Origin of the sequence: Natrinema sp. SYSU A 869 (assembly GCF_019879105.1) — an archaeon.
GTDB lineage: Archaea > Halobacteriota > Halobacteria > Halobacteriales > Natrialbaceae > Natrinema.
Genome location: NZ_CP082249.1, coordinates 3286348 through 3302379, shown reverse-complemented (window position 1 = coordinate 3302379; position 16032 = coordinate 3286348). Strand labels below are relative to the sequence as shown.

Genomic DNA, 16032 nt, shown 5'->3' with positions numbered 1-16032 from the left:
CTGGCTGCTATCTGGCAGCGTCCGTACCTACTTCAACACTGCACCGGCCGGATGCGTCGCACAGACCGACGGCTCGTATCCAGCGTCGGAGAGCCCCGTTCCGAGCGCGAAGACGGTCTCGCCAAGCATGGCCATCGACGCCTGCCCGCCGTTCTCCGAGACCTCGGCGATCGTCTCGGTGACCTGCTCCGTGAGCAGGCCAGCGTCGCGTGCGAACAGCCGCGAGGCGTACATGAAGGACAGCAGCGTCGGCTCCTCAACGACGCGAGCGAGTGCCTCCTTCCCAGCGGCTGTCAGCTCCTCGGTGTCGCCCGAGAGCACGTCGGCTGTCGAGAGCTCGCCGAACGAGACGTACTCGACGCGCGCCCGCGACGGAATCGCGTCGAGTTTGTTATCCTGTGGACCGCCGGGCTCGAGGCGGATCGGAACGCCACCGTGTGCCTGTGCGACGACGTCACCGAGTCCCGTCCCGGCCTGGACTTCAGCACCGTGGGCGATCGTCACGAGTTCGTTCGCGGAGAGTTTGTGCTCGAAGACGCGGTTCGCCGTGAGCGCCGTCCCGAGCGCCATCGCTCCCGAAACGCCGAACCCGGCTCCGATCGGAAGATCGGAGTCGGCCTCGACGCGGGCGCTCGCATCGAGCGTCTCGAGGACGGTCGTCACCGGATCGATCTCGACTTCCGTCCCGTCGAGTACGATAGTTGACTCTGCCGCCGGTTCGACTGTTACCTTGACACCGTCTGTAAGCGTCAGTCCCGCTCCCCGTGAGCCGGCTTTCGTCGGGTCGTCGTCCGGGTGTGCACTGAAAAATCCCGTAACATGTCCGGGGACGAACGCCGTCGCCTCCTCGCGCATTACGCCCCCGCTTTCGGCCCGAACGGTATAACCTTGCAGGTTCCCGCGATGTGTCTGTCCGACTGCGGTCCGGCTCCGCCGTCGACCCCCATCGTCGGACGTGCCGACGGCTCTCCGTTCTCGAGTGTGAATCTCCCCCGGCTGACGACAATCCATCCGACCACACCGCTCGAAGCCCTATTCGACTACTGGGCGCATCGATACTGCAGTCCCGCAGAGAACATTCGATTGGAGGCGTCTTAAACAGACTCTGTATAGAAGAAGAAAACACAATCACCAATACGCATAAGTATAGGTCGCACTATGGTGGCTCCTAACGATGCAGACGAGCGGTCGACGGACGAATCGACGACTGACCGACGAACCCTCCTGAAGACCGCCGGCACGACGATTGTCGGCGGCACAGGGCTGGCCGCTGCAGCCGGTTCGGCGTCCGCACAGTTCGGCGGTCCCGACGTGATCGAAGTCGACGACGGACTGTTCGGCTGGAGCGCTGACGACAGTCTCCCAGTCACGGACGAACTGCTGATCTTCATCCACGGCTGGTTCGGCGACACGACCGTCTCGAGTCAGGCCTCGGACGTCCAGGATTCCCTCGAGTCCGGCGGCTACTCGCCCGACGAGACCGTCGCGATCGAGTGGCCCGCGACGAATCTCAACTTCAGCGGTGCGGAGTCCGATACCGAGGACGTCGGTGAGGTCGTCGCCGGCCTCATCGAGGACTTCTACGACGCCGGCGGCGGCAACGTCCGCCTCGTCGGGCACTCGCTCGGCGGCCGCTGTGTCTACTGGACGGCCACCAAACTCAGTAGTGGCTACGAGATCGAGACCGTCGCGGGACTCGGCACTGCGGCGGACGGCTCGGAGATCTGTGGCGATCCGTGGAATTCCGGCCTCGACAACGCCTGCGAGGTCCGCAACTACCACTCCGAGAACGACTCGACGGTCGGCTCGGCCTACGGCGGCTGGGGCGACACCGCGCTGGGGACCGAAGGTGCAGGCTGCAGCCCCGCGTCGAACTACACTGACGTCGACGTGACCGGCAGCGTCGGCAGTCACCTGACGTATCTGGGCGACTCCGCAGTTGGATCGGACCTCGCCGACGCAATCAACAGCGGTTCCTGTGGCGACGATAGCGGCGGCGATGACGACGACGATAGCTGGTGGAGCTGAACGCCTGCGAGCGAACACCGTCGTCTCACGACCCGTATCGGCGGTGGTTAAAATCCACCCGCATTCACTGAGGCCCGGTTCTTACCCAATTTTTGCGCTCCAATTCGCTGCGTCGCGTTACGGTTGGTTGACAGCTGGATTGATCAAGGAGCGTCTTGCCAACGGTGTCGGCAACGTGTGGCTGGTCGGCCATTCCCTGGGAGTCGCTGTGTCCTGTGGGCGCTTGCGACGCTCCGAGGGGGTGCGAAATCGAGACCATCGCCCTTCTCGGTACCGCCGCCGACGGCTCGGAGACCGGTTGCAACCCGTGAACAACGGCCTCAACAACGCCTGCGAGGTGCGAAACTACGACTCCAAGAACGACGGGACCGTCAGTGCCGCCTTCGGCGGGACGGGCGACACCGCGGTCGGTGCCGAGGGTGTCGACTGTGATCCGGCAGACAACTACACCAATATCGACGTCAGCGATCCCATCGACGGATACCGCGACACGTTGGTCTCCGAGGTAATCGTCAGCGACCTCGCAGACGCCATCAAAAGCGACTCCTGTGACGAGGATAGCGACGACGACTGGGGCTGGTTCTAACGAACTGCTTGCTCTCAGCCGCTGCCGGTCCGGCGAAACTCCCTGCAGTCGTCTCGCTGGCTCCCAGGTCTGTCGCCTAGGGCGACAGACGCTGGCGATCACGCGGGAAGAGAACAGCTTCTCGAATGTTGTCCAGTCCGAGAATCGTCATGATCAGGCGCTCGCCACCGAGGCCGAAGCCGGCGTGGGGCGGCATGCCGTACTTGAACATCTTGGTGTAGTACTCGAACTGGTCGGGATCGAGGCCCTGCTGTTCGAAGCCCTCGATGAGCTTCTCGTGGCGGTGTTCGCGCTGGCCGCCCGAGACCAGTTCCATGCGAGGGTGCATCAGGTCGAACCCGGTCGAGAGCTGCGGATCGTCGTCGTGATCCTTGATGTAGAACGGCTTGATCTCGCTGGGCCAGTCCGTGATGAAGTAGTGACCGCCGACGTCCTGGCCGAGGGCTTCCTCGGCCGGCGTCGAGAGGTCGTCGCCCCAGACGAGTTGCTCGTCGAGTTCGCCCGTCGCGTTGATGCGCTCGAGGGCCTCCTCGTAGCTGATGCGAGGGAAGTCACCCTCCGGAACCTCAAAGTCCTCGGCGATGTCGAGCGCCTCGAGTTCGTCGCCGAAGTTCTCCTGGACTGCCTCGTAGGACGCTTTGACGATGCCTTCGGCGACGTCCATGGCGTCGGTGTGATCGCAGAACGCGCCCTCGAAGTCGATCGAGGTGGCCTCGTTCAGGTGCCGGGGCGTGTTGTGCTCCTCGGCGCGGAAGATCGGACCGATCTCGAAGACGCGCTCGACGTTCGAGCCCGCGATCAGCTGCTTGAACAGCTGCGGTGACTGGTTCATGAAGGCCTCCTCGCCGAAGTAAGTGATCGGGAAGAGTTCGGTGCCGCCCTCCGTCCCGGTGGCGACGATCTTCGGCGTGTTGATCTCCGTACAGTCAAAGTCGCGGAACTGGTCGCGGACCGCCCGAAGCACGTCCGAGCGAACCTCGAAGATCGTCTGGACCTCGTCCTTCCGGAGGTCGAGGGTCCGGTTGTCGAGTCGCGTCGAGAGGTCGGCGTCGACCTTCTCCGAGGGATCGAGCGGCAGTTCGGGATCGGCGGGCGCGATGACCTCGACGGAGTCGGGCGTGATCTCGACGCCCGTTGGCGCGCGCGGCTCCTCCTCGACCGCGCCGGAGACTTTGACGACGCTCTCGCGGGAGGCGTCCAGTCCCGTCTCGACTAAGTCGTCGTCCATCTCGTCTTTCTCGAACTTGATCTGGATCTTGCCCGAGGTATCCCGGAGAATCAGGAATGCGATGCCCCCGAGATCGCGGATCTCGTGGACCCAGCCGGCGACCGTCACGTCGTCGCCCGGCTCGGCGTCGGCAGTGTAGGTTCTGTCCTGCATACCACCCGATTCACGCAGGCGGAACTTAAGCACAGTCGTTCGGAGTCGCTGCTATTCGAGGAGTGGTATCGATTCTCGTGGGACCGCTCGAGTTCGCGAAATCGATCCGCGACATCGACCTTCAACTCGGCTGAACGATTGCTCCCACTCTCGAGACGGTCGCTGCACCGAGTCCGATTCGCTCTCGAAGCGGGCTCGGCCCGTCACACGTCCGCACGCTGGTTTCTCGATCGAGACGGCCGATTTCCCGGTATTCGCACCACGACGAGTTTTCAGCGTGCAGAACGACTACTCGGTATGGACGACCTCGAGCGACTCGCTGACGCCATCCGACGCGCAGACACCGGCGTCGCCTTCACCGGTGCGGGCATCTCCGCCCCATCCGGTGTCCCGACCTTCCGCGGCGACGACGGCGTCTGGGAGAAGTTCGACGAGGGACAGTTCACGTACGGCCGATTCCAGCGCGATCCCGAGGGGTTCTGGACGGACCGCGTCGACCTCCAGCGAGTGATGTTCGATGAGGAGTACGAGCCGAACGCGGCTCACGAGGCACTGGCCGCGATGGGGCAAGAGAGTGATCTCGAGGCAATACTCACCCAGAATACGGACGGATTACACGGCGATGCCGCGGCAGCGGTCGGTGAGGGGACGAGCGACGGCGAAACTGACGCTGCGGGCGACAGCGGGACGACCGTCCTCGAGCTTCACGGCAACTCCCAGCGGGTTCGCTGTACCGACTGTGGAAACCGCCGGGACGGCGACCCGATCTTCGAGCGCGCTGCCGACGGCGAACTACCGCCGACCTGCGAGTGTGGCGGCGTCCTCAAACCCGATGTCGTCCTCTTCGGTGAGCAACTCCCGGGAGCCGTCATCCAGCGGGCCCGGTCGCTCGCTCGCGAAAGCGACGTTTTCCTCGCGATCGGCTCCTCGCTGGTCGTCGAACCGGCCGCCTCGCTCCCGCGACTCGCCGCATCGACCGGCGCGACGGTCGGCATCGTGAACCTCGAGTCGACGCCGTGTGACGATATTGCCGACGTGGTGCTCCGCGATGACGTGACAACGGTGCTTCCCCGGCTACGGGACTTGGCCGCCGAGTGATGACCGATTCTGCGTCGCGGGGTCACTCGATGAGCTGGTCGTCGATCAACTGCGCCTGGCCGCGTCGTAGTCGCTCGCTGACGGCCTGGTTCGAAATCTCGAGCTGGGCAGCGATCTCGGACAGCCCCGTCTCACGGGGTACCTCGAAGAACCCGTGCTCGTGGGCCAGCGTGAGCGCCTCCCGCTGGGCGTCGGTCAGGGCGGGTCGGGGCCCGCGGCGTCGACCGTCGCCGTCGGCGAGTCGTTGTAACTCGAGCGAGACGCCTTCGCTCGCGAGGAACTCGTGATAGCGGCTGAACGAGGCGCGATCGGGGAACCGCATCTCGACCTCCCAACTGCCATCCGAGCCGCGACACTCGAGTAACTCGCCGCCGGCGTCGACCCACTCACGATACGCGCCGATGACGTCCGTCTCGCTTCGCTGCAGTCGGTACAGGTTCTCATCGTCGCTCCCGCCGATTCGCTCGAACTCATCGATGGTGTCGTCGGCTGCGAGCGTTCGGTCGAGTCCGTCGCGGTCGTGATACCGAAGTCGGCAGAACGCGATAGGCCGGTCGGGATCGAGGGCGTACTGGCGCTCGAGTTCAACGTCGATCGACGGCAGGGCCTCAAGGGTCGGCCCGAGTACCAACGCCGGCGACGACGCCTCGAACGCGGCGAGGAGACTCATGCCCGCTCATGCACCACGAAGCGACAAAACAGTTGAGGAAACTATCATGTGTGCCGACCGGATCGATATGGATCGCGGACTACGCGTCGTTGGCCGCGTCGACGGTCTCCCGAACCGCCTCAATACCCTCATCGTGTGCGAGATCGCCGACGACGATGACGTCGGCATGCTGGGCCATCGCGTACGCGGAGTCGTAGTCGTGGATCCCGCCGCCGTAGAACAGCGTCGACTCATCAGTCGCCTCGGCGGCGGCGTCGACGACTGCCTCGTCGCCAAGGGTGCCGGAGTACTCGATGTAGACGATCTCCTGTCCGAACATATGCTCGGCGACCGTCGCGTAGGCGGCGACGTCGTCGGCACCGAGATCGCAGTTGGCCTCCGTCAGCTCCGCGACGTCGGCCTCGGGGTTCATCACGATGTAGGCTTCCGTCGTCGTGCGCTCCCAGTCGAGTTCGCCCTCGAGCCGGACCCACTCCTTGTGGGCCTCAGTGATCCAGAACGGCGACCCGGCGTTGAAGACGGTCGGGATGAGATAGCCGTCCAGCGCATCGTCCTCGAGGACGACATCAGGATTCGAGGGCTCCTGATAGAGGGCGACGTCGTGTTCGGCACAGGCCTCGATGACCGCGCTCATATTCTCCTCGGTGATGCCCATGGTGCCGCCGACTTCGATCGCGTCGGTGCCTGTCGCACAGAGATCGCCGTAGGTCACGCCCTCGGGTAGCTCCTTGTCTGGATCAATCTTGAGAATGTGGTTCCAATCGTCCCAGGGGTAGTCATACCGCTCCGTTTCCCGACAACCAGCAAAAACGCTACGGAACGACCCCGTTTCGCGGATCCGTGCTCGAGTCCGTCTACGGGCTCGGCCTATCGACGGTCTCTACCCCGGTAGGGAGCCAGTGATGTCCTTTCTCGATTCCCGTCGACGGGCGATCCGACCGGTCATCGCACGACAGTGCGGTGCCGTTCCTGGAGCGAACCGGAGCGTTCGATGCCCGGTGGCGCGCTTACAGTTGCTCGGCGCTGACGGCTCGCATCGAACTGTCGTTCTCGACTTCCCAGATCCGGAGCACGAGGTGTGCCTTACAGTAGTATTCGGCGGTCTCGAGGCCAGTCTCCCCGTTCTCGAGGACGAGCTGGCAGGAGACCCCGTTCGAACACTCTGGTGAATGTTCACACATTTGAATTCGGTTCATCTACTCGTCTCGGAGTCAAGGCTCTGTCGGTGGAAGCGGTCGGTACCCGTGATCGACCTGGCCCTCTGCTAGCGGTTAGACGGGCTCTACTCGGATATATCACCGGCTACTGTGTTTTCGCTCTACACGCCCTGGCTCATCAGATGGCTCCGCAATACGTCGGCCTCCTTGTTGCCCGCGCCAGTATTGACGATGACAACCGTCTCCGAGCCGTCGAACGCACCGCGCTCCGCGAGTTCCCACGCCCCGCTCGCGGCCGCTGCCGCGCTCGGGATCAGTTCGAGCCCTTCCGCTTGGGCCACCCGCGCAGCAGACTCGAGGATATCCGGATCCTCAGTCGCAACCGCGCTGCCGTCAGTCTCGCGGATCGCCTCGAGGACCTGCGGGCTCGCCGTCGGGTCGGGAATCTCGAGTTCGCCACAGATCGTGTCAGGGTGTTCGACCGGCTCGTGTTCGTCGCGGCCGTTGTCGACCGCCTCGACGATCGGCGCGCAGCCGGCCGCCTGGGCGGCGTAGAGGGTGGGCAACTCGTCAGTCAGACCGAGTTCGCGGAACTCCCGCGCGGCCTTGGCAAGCGCGACGAGCCCGGTGCCGGCACCCGTCGGGTAACAGATCGTGTCGGGAACCGTCCACTCGAGTTGTTCGGCGAGTTCGTAGAACAGCGTCTTTGCGCCCTCGTGGCGATACGGCGTGTCGAACGCCCGGAGTGAGTACCAGTCGTCGTGTTCCGCAAGTCCTTCCTCGAACGCGCCGACAGCGTCGCCGTAGCGGCCACCGACGACGTTCATATCTCCGCCGTGAACATTGACCATGGCCTTGTTAGTAAAGCCGGACCGAGAGGGGAGATACGCGTGCGACTGGAGCCCCGCGCGGGCCGCGTAGGCCGCGATGGCCTGTCCACCATTGCCCGGCGACGGGAGCGCGACGTCGCTCGCGCCGTGGGAGGCGGCCGCGGTGACAGCTACCGACGCGCCGCGGTCCGTGACCGAGCCTGTCGGATTCCGGCCCTCGTCTTTGATCAAGACGCGCTCGACGCCGAGTTCGTTGGCCAGATCGGGGCAGTCGACCAGCGCCGTTGCCCCCTCGTTCGTCGTCACCGCCGACTCGCGGGCAACGGGCAGCAGTTCCGCGTAGCGCCACTGCGAGTCAAACGGACGGGCGGCGAGCGTCTCGCGGTCGAGATCGATCGCGTCGTAGTCATAGCTCGGATCGAGCAACCCGCCACAGTCCGGACACTGGTGGGTCGCGGTGGCGTCAACGGTGGCCCCACAGTCGACGCACTCGAGGCCGGCGAAGGCGTCTGTCGGTTCCATACGCGACCCTTCGCGGCGTCGAACTAAGGGCTGTCCATCGGCAACGCGATCCCAGCAGGAGTATCAATCACCGGCCCCAGAATCGGGACTCGCGGTCGCTACGCCGTGATTCGAGAAACCGGCAGAACCGAACGGGAGAACGAAGAGATCAGTTGTCGCCGGATTTCGACTGCCACTCGTAGCCGCGGCGTTTGGCGGACTTGCCAAAGCCACATGACGAGCACTCTTTCTTTTTGGTATGGTATGATTTCTCACCGCAGCGACGACACTTCGTGTGGGTCGTCTTATTCTTCTTTCCTTGGCTCGGGGTTCCTGCACCAGTCATGGAGTGATCGAAACGACGTTATCGCCGCGTATAATGGTTGTGTCTTCGGCCGGTGGCTCCTCTTCGTCTTCGCCCTCGACGGGAATCGTCACGTCCTCGAGCACTAGGTTCATGTGTTGATCGTAGCCGGCGAGATCGCCGACGTATTCGTCGCCACTCTTGAGTCGTACTGTAACGCGTTCGCCGAGTGACGCCTCGAGGACGTCCAGCGGTCGTCCACTCATACGAAAGAGCGCAGGTGACGGACACTTAATCGTACCGGTCCCGACTCCGATCGGTCTCTCTGGTAGCGGTGCCTGAGTACCGCACTCCAGGACCGACCGATCGACCGAGCTATTCGGTTTGATCGGCCTTCATGGCGTATTTCAGGAACTGTGGCGTGGAAATCGCATCGAAGACGGCGATCCCCAACACAAGCAGTCGCATCGTCCCGTCCAGAGTCAACAGGGCGATAGCAGCAATGAGGGCACCACTGGCAAGACCGATTCCCCATCTGGTGGTTGGATCTTCGAGATTCACACCCAAATACATCGCCTTACATGATAAAAATGTAATTATATCTAGTGGCCTATTGGCGAATCGATTTCATCCGCGACGGCAGTCACCTGGACGAGTCTGCAGCCACTATCGGCGCCCGTCTCCGGTCCGGACACCCCTTAGTAACATAGACCTAACCAAACGGCTAAGTATGCACTCGTTGACTCCCCGCTCATGGGAGACACAAAATTCACCCTCGTAGAGTTGCACTTCGACGGCGAAGCACAGTTCGGACTCGGATCGATCGGCGAGGCGTTGCCGATCGGCAGCACGGAGTCGGAGGCAGACCTCGAGACGGAGCCCGACCGCGACGAGGGCGCGGCCGCAGACGACGAGTCGGGCGGCAAAGGGAAGAGCGCGATCGGCGCACTGGTTGCGCTCGTCGTTCTCGTCGGCATCGCCGCCGCCGCCAAGAAGTTCCGCGGCAGTGACGAGGAGCCAGAGCTCGAGGCCGAGGAGGAACCCGACGTTATCGTCAACTGATCGCCCGCGGGCGATCGATCACATCTGCGGACCGAGCCGAACGCTTTTGCGCGTCCTCGCCGTACGGACAGTCGTGAATCTCTATCGTAGCGCCCGGGCAGTTGCCGGGGCGTCCGGTGACGATGCGATCGACTGGCGGTCAGCCGCCGACGCCGCCAAAGCTGCGACGGACCCCGGCCCGCTCGACCTCGAGTCCGGAGAGAGTGAGGCCTACGCCCGCGACGTCCGAGACGCCCGAGCCGCCGTTCGAACGGTCTCTGGCGTCGACTTCGACGTGCCCGAGACCGTCGAGATCCAGAACCGTCACCACTGGATCGACGCTAACGTCGCCACCTTCGAGCGCGTGATGGGTGCGCTCGAGACACACACAGGTGTGTTCCCCGGCGTCGCCCGGACGATTAATACGGGGACAATGACCGTCCTGCTCTCCTTCCTCGGGCGGAACGTCCTCGGCCAGTACGATCCGCTCCTCCTGGCCGACGCGCCCACGAACGATCACGCGCTGTACTTCGTCCGGCCGAATATCCTTAACGCGGCCGACAAGCTCAACGTGGATTCGGACCGGTTCCGCCGCTGGATCGCCTTCCACGAGGTAACCCACGCCGCCGAGTTCGGGGCCGCGCCGTGGCTCTCCGATCACCTCGAGACTCGCATGGAAGACGGTATCGAGACTCTCTCGGAGGGCTCGTTCGATCGAGACGCCTTCCGCGACCTCGACGCCGCGATGACCGTCGTCGAGGGATACGCTGAACTCCTGATGGACCACGCCTTCGACGACGAGTACGAGGACCTGCGGCGCAAACTCGACGCGCGCCGGCAGGGACGGGGGCCGCTCCAGAAGCTCTTCCGCCGCTTGCTCGGGCTCGGGCTCAAAGAGCGCCAGTACGAGCGCGGCAAAAACTTCTTCGAGCATGTCGTCGCCGTCCGCGACCTCGAGACGGCAAGTCTGGTCTGGGAAGGGCCCGAGAACCTCCCAAGCCACGACGAACTCGACGCGCCGGGGACGTGGATCCAGCGCGTCGACCGCCGATAGGTGACTACGTCTCGAGAGTCGTGTCTCGGGTCGGGCTCACCGGGTTCGAGGCGGAGGCTCCACCCTCACGGAACGAGGGGTCAGTTGACCCCGAGCGAAGTAGGGTGGGGTCACTTACTCGGTTGTAATCCAGAGCAGGTACCAGAGCAACACGCCACCGGCGACGCTGCCGCCGAGTATCGCCGCGCCGATGACCAGTGGGGAGGCGTCGCTCTGGAGGGCGACCAAGCCGCCGGAGAGTCCGACAAGCAGGACGAAGACTGCCTTGAGTTGACCGCTCCCCGTCACATCGCTCGAGCGCGAGGAGCCGCGTCCCGGACCGCGACCCCGGCTCATAGGACGTGCGGTGCGCTGACATGCATCGCGACGAACTGCCAGTCACTCACGCTCGAGTCGTCGGCAGCATCCCTCTCCACCAGCGTAGCGCTCCAGCGGCTGTCGAATCGGTAGCGTTCGCCGGTCGTCGTGTCCGTCCAGGCCATCGTCACCTCGTCGGCGAACGTCGCGACTCCGTCGCGTTCGGTGACGACGAGATTGTCACTCTTGACCGTCCATTCGTCGGTCGTTTCGGTCTGTTCCTCGAGGGCCGCGGCGACCTCGGCACCGCCGAACAGGGACTCGCTGATACCGAACTTGACGGTCGACTCGGTGTCCGAAAAGTAGGGGGAAAGCGGGTCGCCGTCGCGGAGTGCGTCGTAGTAGTCGCGGATGACGGCCTCGGCGCTCGCGCTCGGTGGCATGGCTCTACCGTCGAAGCCCGCTCCCAAGAGTCACCGGACGCAGACGCAGGCGGCGACGAGGCTGGCCGGGCGTCTCTGGCAGACCTGCCGAAGCGGACGCCCGTTCACATAAACCCGCGGTCGACCTCGTCGGTCTCGATCAGATCGTCGAGTTCCGCGTTCAACAGTTCATCGGCCTCCTCGAACTGCTCGGAGAGGTCCTCGAGGTCGTCGGGTCGGTCGTACTGATCGTACTCCATGGGCCCGAAGGCAGGGCTTTCCAGTGCCTCCATTACGTCGTCGAAGAGGTCCTGGGGCCGCGTCGGCGCGTCCGCGTGGGTCTGGAGAACGGTCTCGAGGCGCTTCCCGACCGTCTCGGCCTGTGATTCGTCCTCGGGCGGGGACTGGACCGCGAAGCGGCCGCCCGAGTCCCGTTCGGGCATGAACGAGCCGATCTCGTCGTCTAGGTTACGGGCGACCCGCGTGCCGACGCCCCGTACCTCGAAGGGGTTCTTCGCGTACGTTTTCAGGAAGAAGACGCCGGCCCGGGGATGTGCGAGGTACATGTCCTCGCCGACGCCGCCGGCACGGTCACCGGCGACCGCGCGCCAGTCCTCCGGATCGACGTTCCGTTCGGTGACGTCCTCGAGTACGTCCTGCCACTCGCGAATCCGCATACGCGATAGTTGGGACGCCGGCAGAATGAACGTATCGATTGCACCGAAAGACGCCACAGAGATTCTGTCGCACCAAAACACGGCTGATTCGAACCAAAAGGGATACCAGTGTTCCCCCGAAGTGAACGTAATCGACGCTTTCCCTATGTCCGTCCGCCACTCACTCTCGCTCGTCGAACTGTTTCGCGCTACCCCGGCCAAGAGTGCGCTGCTGACGCTCGCCCCGGTTGCGCTGGCGCTCGGTCAGTTATGCAATAGTTACGTTAACAGTGTCTCACCGGCCGTTTCGATCACGTTCGCTCTCGTCATGATTGGCTTTTCAGTCGTCGCGATGAGCCACCACGCCGCCGAACACCGCGTCCGGCGACTCGAGACCGAGTACGGCCCGGAGAACGCCTAAGCGCCCGGCCCAGTCTCGGTCGCAACGGTTCTGGCCTCGCGACCCTCGTAGGCGTTATACCCCGCCAGCCCGGCGATCAGGAGCCCGGTCGCGAGGGTGCTCCAGAACAGTCCGCCGGCCATCTCGAGCAGCGCGGCCGAGACGATCAGCCAGACCCCAAGGACGGCGATCAACGACGCGATACCGGTGCTGAGCGGAACGTCGTTGGTTACCCGGTAGTAGTTGTAGCCGGCGGCGACGAGGACGACGAGCCCGACCAGCACGTTGTTCCACAGTGGTGCCGGATCCGTCTGGAAGACGAACACTGAGAGGGCGACCCACGCGCCGAGGACGGCGACGAGCAGGCTGATAACCGGTGTCTTGCGCCGGCGCTCCTCGTTCGCGACCTGCATCGACTCGTTGCGGTGATCGCGGCCGCCGGATCGCTCCCCGTCTCCGATACCGGTCCCGGAATCGATGTCGGCGGCCGCTTCTTCTCGCCGATTAGTCGGCCCGTCGTTCGTTCCAGTCCCGACGTCGGCTTCGGACTCGTCGCTCGTCCGACGATCATCGCCGTTCGGGTCACTCATGGCATCGAACGTACGGCTCGCGTTCTCAAAAGCATCGCGTCCGTTCCAATCGTTGTGGTAACTCGAGCAGACCCGAAACCGTCGGTAAGACGGTATTACTGAACCAGCGCGTCGGTCATTCGATCCGTTCGGTTCGGACCGACGGGCAGCGAAAGTGCGTGCCACCACGACCGATAGCGTTTTGATCGCTCGCCCGTGACGATAGCTGTGCACGTACGCGGAACCGTCGCGGGCGAGGTCGACGTGCGGTCGGTGTCGACGAGCTACGGCGAGAGCGAACTCGCCGAAGTGCCGCTTCGGCCGGCCGACGACGCGCCGACCGGCGACGCGTCCCTCGCTCGAGGCGACGGTGGAACGGCGACGCTCGCGGACGGCCGCGAGACCACGACGGTGACGCTCTGGAACAAGTGGACCGAGTCGGCGGAGTTGCTCGAGCCGGGGATGGAACTGCTCGTGACGAACGTCAAAGAAGAGGAGTACGACGGCGAAACCCAGTACGCGACGACGGGCGAGTCCTACGTCGTCGTCGAGCCCTCCTTCCTCGTGAGCGTGACCTCGATCCGCAACTGGGTCGAGTGTCCCCGGCTCTACTACCTGAACAAGCTCTCCGGGGTGCCGCTGAACTACCCCGTCGTGAAGGGGACGCTGGTCCACGAGGTCTTCGGCGATCTGTTACGCGGGCGCGACCTCGAGGAATCGATCGAGGCCCGAGTTGAGGAACGAGGCCTTCAATTAGGGCTGCTGGGCGAGACGGCTGACGCCGTCGCCGAGGACGTCCGAGAGAACGCGACGGCGATCGAGGGGTGGCTCCAGCAGGGCCGGTTAGACGAGGAGGAAGACGGATGGCGCTCGGAACAGTTGCTCATCAGCGAGACGTTCGGCATCCGCGGCCGGGCCGATGCCGTTCGACGCGGGGCACCGGTCGAACTCAAGACCGGCAAGAACCTCAAGAAAGAACCGCGGTTCAAGGACAAGGTGCAGGCCGCCTGTTACGCCCTCTTGCTCGAGGAACACGGTGGCGACGTCGACATCGGAACCTTGCTCTACACGAAGAACTCGGTGTTAGATCGCAACGAGGAGACCGGCGATCTCAACCCGGCGAAGGAGTTCTCGATGGGCGAGGGCCTCCTGAAGTACGTCGTTCGTCTCCGTAACGAGATCGCGGCGAAGGAAATGTCGGGGGATATCCCGACCGGCTACGAGGCCGAGGCGAAGTGTGAGTACTGCTTCGAGCAAGACACCTGCATGGTCGTCTCCGGCCGGCTGGATCAGGAATCCAAGGCCGGCCAGATCGGACAATCGCTGCCAGACGAGGAACTCGAGTACTTCGACCGCTTCTACCGCGCGATCGAGGAGGAGCGCCGGGAGGTCCACCGCGAGTACGCCAAGCTCTGGGAACAGACGGCCGAGGAGCGGGCCGACGACGACCGCGCGCTGATCAACCTCGAGTTCCTCGAGAAGCGACCGCTCGAGGGCGGCCGCTGGGAACTGCGGGCCGAGCGGCCCGGCGGCGCAAATTCGAAGCTCCGTGAGGGAGATCTGGTACTGGCCAGCGACGGGGACCCGGTTCGGGGCGATTCGGAGCTGGCGCGAATCGAACGACTCGACGACGAAGTCGTGATCACGGCTGACGAACCGGTCGAAGTCACGCGGCTGGATGTCTATCCCTCCGAACTAACAACCGACCGGCTGCTCGTCGCGATGCACGACGCGCTCCTGAAAGGCAACGAGCGGCGCAAGGACATCCTATTCGGCCGCGCGGAGCCCGAATTCGCGGCGATCGGCGAGGAATTCATCGGCAATAACGAGAAACAGAACGAGGCCGTGACGAAAACCGTCGGTGCGGAGGACTGCGCGCTGATCCACGGGCCGCCGGGCACTGGGAAGACCTACACCATCGCTCGGGCCATCCGCGCAATGGTCGAACGCGGCGAGCGCGTCCTGCTGTCGGCCTTCACGAATCGAGCAGTGGACAATGCCTTAGAGGCCCTGCTCGAGCAACTCGACGATGTCATTGACGAAGATCGCGTCGTCCGCGTCGGTTCGGAGAGCGGGATCCGCGACGACATGGAGCCGTACCGCCTCGAGCGAGCGGGAGAGCCCGAGGACCGCGTTGCGAAACTACAGAACGCGCAGGTAGTGGCGGCGACGACCTCGACCTGCGGCTCGCGGGTCATGAAGGAACAGCAGTTCGACGTCGCGCTGGTCGACGAGGCCGCCCAACTCACCGAACCCGGCACGTGCGCGGCGATCAATCTGGCCGAGCGGTTCGTCCTCGTCGGTGACCACGAACAGCTCCCGCCGGTCGTTCGCGCCGAAAACGACCTCACCGAGTCGCTGTTCGAACGGCTCGTCGAGCTCTACCCCGATGCCGGCGTCATGTTGACCAAGCAGTACCGAATGAACCAGCGTATCCAAGTCTTCGCCTCAACCGAGTTCTACGACGGCCAGCTTCGACCCGCAACGCCCGCGGTCGCGTCGCGGAACCTGGACGACCTCGAGGGGGTCTCCCGGGACGCGCTGCCCGAGAACCTGCAAAATCCCGTCTCGTTCGTCGACGTCGAGGGTGACCGGAGCCAGTACACCGACGGCGAGGAGGCCGCGCGGATCGCGGACCTGATTGAGACCTACGAGGATGCGGGCCTCGAGCGCACTGATATCGGCGTCATCGCGCCCTTCCGCGCGCAGGTCTCGGAGATTTCAAAGCATGTCCCCGATGACGTCGCCGTCGACACCGTCGATCGCTTCCAGGGCTCGAGTCAGGAGGTCATCATCGTCTCATTTACCGCGACCGGCTCGCTCGAGGGTCCGATCTTCGAGGACTACCGTCGGATCAACGTCGCCCTAACCCGGCCCAAGCGCGCGTTGGTACTGGTCGGCGACTCGGCGGCGTTAGCGTCCGATCCAGTTTACGAGCGGATGCTTGAGTGGGCGCGGCAATGAGCCGGTGCGACGCGGCTCGTCGCTGACCCGGCGTGGACTGCACATTACTCCCTACATTTATCTTCCACCGAGAG

At 64.2% G+C, this 16032-nt stretch carries 20 protein-coding genes; 7 read left to right on the top strand and 13 right to left on the bottom strand.

Translation table 11 applies throughout. The annotated features are described in order from the left end of the window. Window positions 1-27: 27 nt before the first annotated feature. The gene (locus K6I40_RS24590) at window positions 28-855 is read right to left on the bottom strand and encodes a pantoate kinase (RefSeq protein WP_222917760.1); all 828 of its coding nucleotides are present in this window, start codon (window positions 853-855) and stop codon (window positions 28-30) included. Window positions 856-1158: 303 nt separating this feature from the next. Between K6I40_RS24590 and K6I40_RS24585 the strand changes: the two genes are divergently transcribed. After that, complete coding sequence (locus tag K6I40_RS24585; RefSeq protein WP_222917758.1) at window positions 1159-2028, top strand: alpha/beta hydrolase; 870 nt, start codon at window positions 1159-1161, stop codon at window positions 2026-2028. 307 nt (window positions 2029-2335) lie between these two features. Next, window positions 2336-2614, top strand: coding sequence for a hypothetical protein (locus K6I40_RS24580; protein WP_222917756.1), 279 nt, complete (start codon window positions 2336-2338; stop codon window positions 2612-2614). A gap of 76 nt (window positions 2615-2690) precedes the next feature. On the opposite strand, the gene aspS is transcribed toward K6I40_RS24580, so the two are convergent. Beyond that, window positions 2691-3995 (bottom strand): aspartate--tRNA(Asn) ligase, encoded by a 1305-nt coding sequence (gene aspS / locus K6I40_RS24575; RefSeq protein ID WP_222917753.1) that lies wholly within the window; start codon window positions 3993-3995, stop codon window positions 2691-2693. A 297-nt stretch (window positions 3996-4292) separates the two neighbouring features. Here aspS and K6I40_RS24570 point away from each other — a divergent pair, with 297 nt between their 5' ends. Continuing rightward, the gene (locus K6I40_RS24570; protein ID WP_222917751.1) at window positions 4293-5093 is read left to right on the top strand and encodes a Sir2 family NAD-dependent protein deacetylase; all 801 of its coding nucleotides are present in this window, start codon (window positions 4293-4295) and stop codon (window positions 5091-5093) included. Window positions 5094-5115: 22 nt separating this feature from the next. Here the strand turns inward: K6I40_RS24570 and K6I40_RS24565 are convergent, their stop codons facing one another. The 7 genes from K6I40_RS24565 to K6I40_RS24535 all read right to left on the bottom strand — a co-directional run bounded on the left by K6I40_RS24565 (window position 5116) and on the right by K6I40_RS24535 (window position 9116). After that, the gene (locus K6I40_RS24565; protein ID WP_222917748.1) at window positions 5116-5763 is read right to left on the bottom strand and encodes a helix-turn-helix domain-containing protein; all 648 of its coding nucleotides are present in this window, start codon (window positions 5761-5763) and stop codon (window positions 5116-5118) included. A 79-nt stretch (window positions 5764-5842) separates the two neighbouring features. After that, a complete protein-coding gene (locus K6I40_RS24560) occupies window positions 5843-6514 on the bottom strand; it encodes a phosphoglycerol geranylgeranyltransferase (RefSeq protein ID WP_222920451.1) in 672 nt (223 codons plus the stop codon). A 256-nt stretch (window positions 6515-6770) separates the two neighbouring features. Next, a complete protein-coding gene (locus K6I40_RS24555; RefSeq protein WP_222920480.1) occupies window positions 6771-6959 on the bottom strand; it encodes a hypothetical protein in 189 nt (62 codons plus the stop codon). 122 nt (window positions 6960-7081) lie between these two features. Then, window positions 7082-8272 carry a threonine synthase gene (locus K6I40_RS24550; protein ID WP_222917744.1) on the bottom strand — a complete coding sequence of 397 codons (1191 nt, stop codon included), beginning with the start codon at window positions 8270-8272 and terminating at the stop codon, window positions 7082-7084. A 148-nt stretch (window positions 8273-8420) separates the two neighbouring features. Then, window positions 8421-8597, bottom strand: coding sequence for a 50S ribosomal protein L37e (locus tag K6I40_RS24545; protein WP_006179941.1), 177 nt, complete (start codon window positions 8595-8597; stop codon window positions 8421-8423). After that, window positions 8594-8821, bottom strand: a complete 228-nt coding sequence (locus K6I40_RS24540; protein WP_222917742.1) for an LSM domain-containing protein — start codon at window positions 8819-8821, stop codon at window positions 8594-8596. Before K6I40_RS24540 ends, K6I40_RS24545 begins: the two co-directional genes overlap by 4 nt. A gap of 109 nt (window positions 8822-8930) precedes the next feature. Beyond that, window positions 8931-9116 (bottom strand): hypothetical protein, encoded by a 186-nt coding sequence (locus K6I40_RS24535; RefSeq protein ID WP_222917740.1) that lies wholly within the window; start codon window positions 9114-9116, stop codon window positions 8931-8933. Window positions 9117-9308: 192 nt separating this feature from the next. Here K6I40_RS24535 and K6I40_RS24530 point away from each other — a divergent pair, with 192 nt between their 5' ends. Further along, complete coding sequence (locus K6I40_RS24530; protein WP_222917738.1) at window positions 9309-9617, top strand: hypothetical protein; 309 nt, start codon at window positions 9309-9311, stop codon at window positions 9615-9617. Window positions 9618-9690: 73 nt separating this feature from the next. Then, the gene (locus tag K6I40_RS24525; protein ID WP_222917736.1) at window positions 9691-10650 is read left to right on the top strand and encodes a zinc-dependent metalloprotease; all 960 of its coding nucleotides are present in this window, start codon (window positions 9691-9693) and stop codon (window positions 10648-10650) included. A gap of 114 nt (window positions 10651-10764) precedes the next feature. On the opposite strand, the gene K6I40_RS24520 is transcribed toward K6I40_RS24525, so the two are convergent. From K6I40_RS24520 to K6I40_RS24510, 3 genes are all read right to left on the bottom strand, one after another. Then, window positions 10765-10986, bottom strand: coding sequence for a hypothetical protein (locus K6I40_RS24520; protein WP_222917734.1), 222 nt, complete (start codon window positions 10984-10986; stop codon window positions 10765-10767). Then, window positions 10983-11390: a nuclear transport factor 2 family protein gene (locus K6I40_RS24515; RefSeq protein ID WP_222917732.1), complete on the bottom strand. Its 408-nt coding sequence runs from the start codon at window positions 11388-11390 to the stop codon at window positions 10983-10985. Before K6I40_RS24515 ends, K6I40_RS24520 begins: the two co-directional genes overlap by 4 nt. A 104-nt stretch (window positions 11391-11494) precedes the next feature. Beyond that, a complete protein-coding gene (locus tag K6I40_RS24510) occupies window positions 11495-12046 on the bottom strand; it encodes a hypothetical protein (protein ID WP_222917730.1) in 552 nt (183 codons plus the stop codon). Window positions 12047-12191: 145 nt separating this feature from the next. Here K6I40_RS24510 and K6I40_RS24505 point away from each other — a divergent pair, with 145 nt between their 5' ends. Beyond that, the gene (locus K6I40_RS24505; RefSeq protein WP_222917728.1) at window positions 12192-12446 is read left to right on the top strand and encodes a hypothetical protein; all 255 of its coding nucleotides are present in this window, start codon (window positions 12192-12194) and stop codon (window positions 12444-12446) included. On the opposite strand, the gene K6I40_RS24500 is transcribed toward K6I40_RS24505, so the two are convergent. Next, window positions 12443-13015 carry a hypothetical protein gene (locus tag K6I40_RS24500; RefSeq protein WP_222917726.1) on the bottom strand — a complete coding sequence of 191 codons (573 nt, stop codon included), beginning with the start codon at window positions 13013-13015 and terminating at the stop codon, window positions 12443-12445. The two genes, K6I40_RS24505 and K6I40_RS24500, sit on opposite strands and share 4 nt — an antisense overlap. A 207-nt stretch (window positions 13016-13222) precedes the next feature. Between K6I40_RS24500 and K6I40_RS24495 the strand changes: the two genes are divergently transcribed. Beyond that, window positions 13223-15958 carry an AAA domain-containing protein gene (locus K6I40_RS24495; RefSeq protein ID WP_222917724.1) on the top strand — a complete coding sequence of 912 codons (2736 nt, stop codon included), beginning with the start codon at window positions 13223-13225 and terminating at the stop codon, window positions 15956-15958. Window positions 15959-16032: the final 74 nt, after the last annotated feature.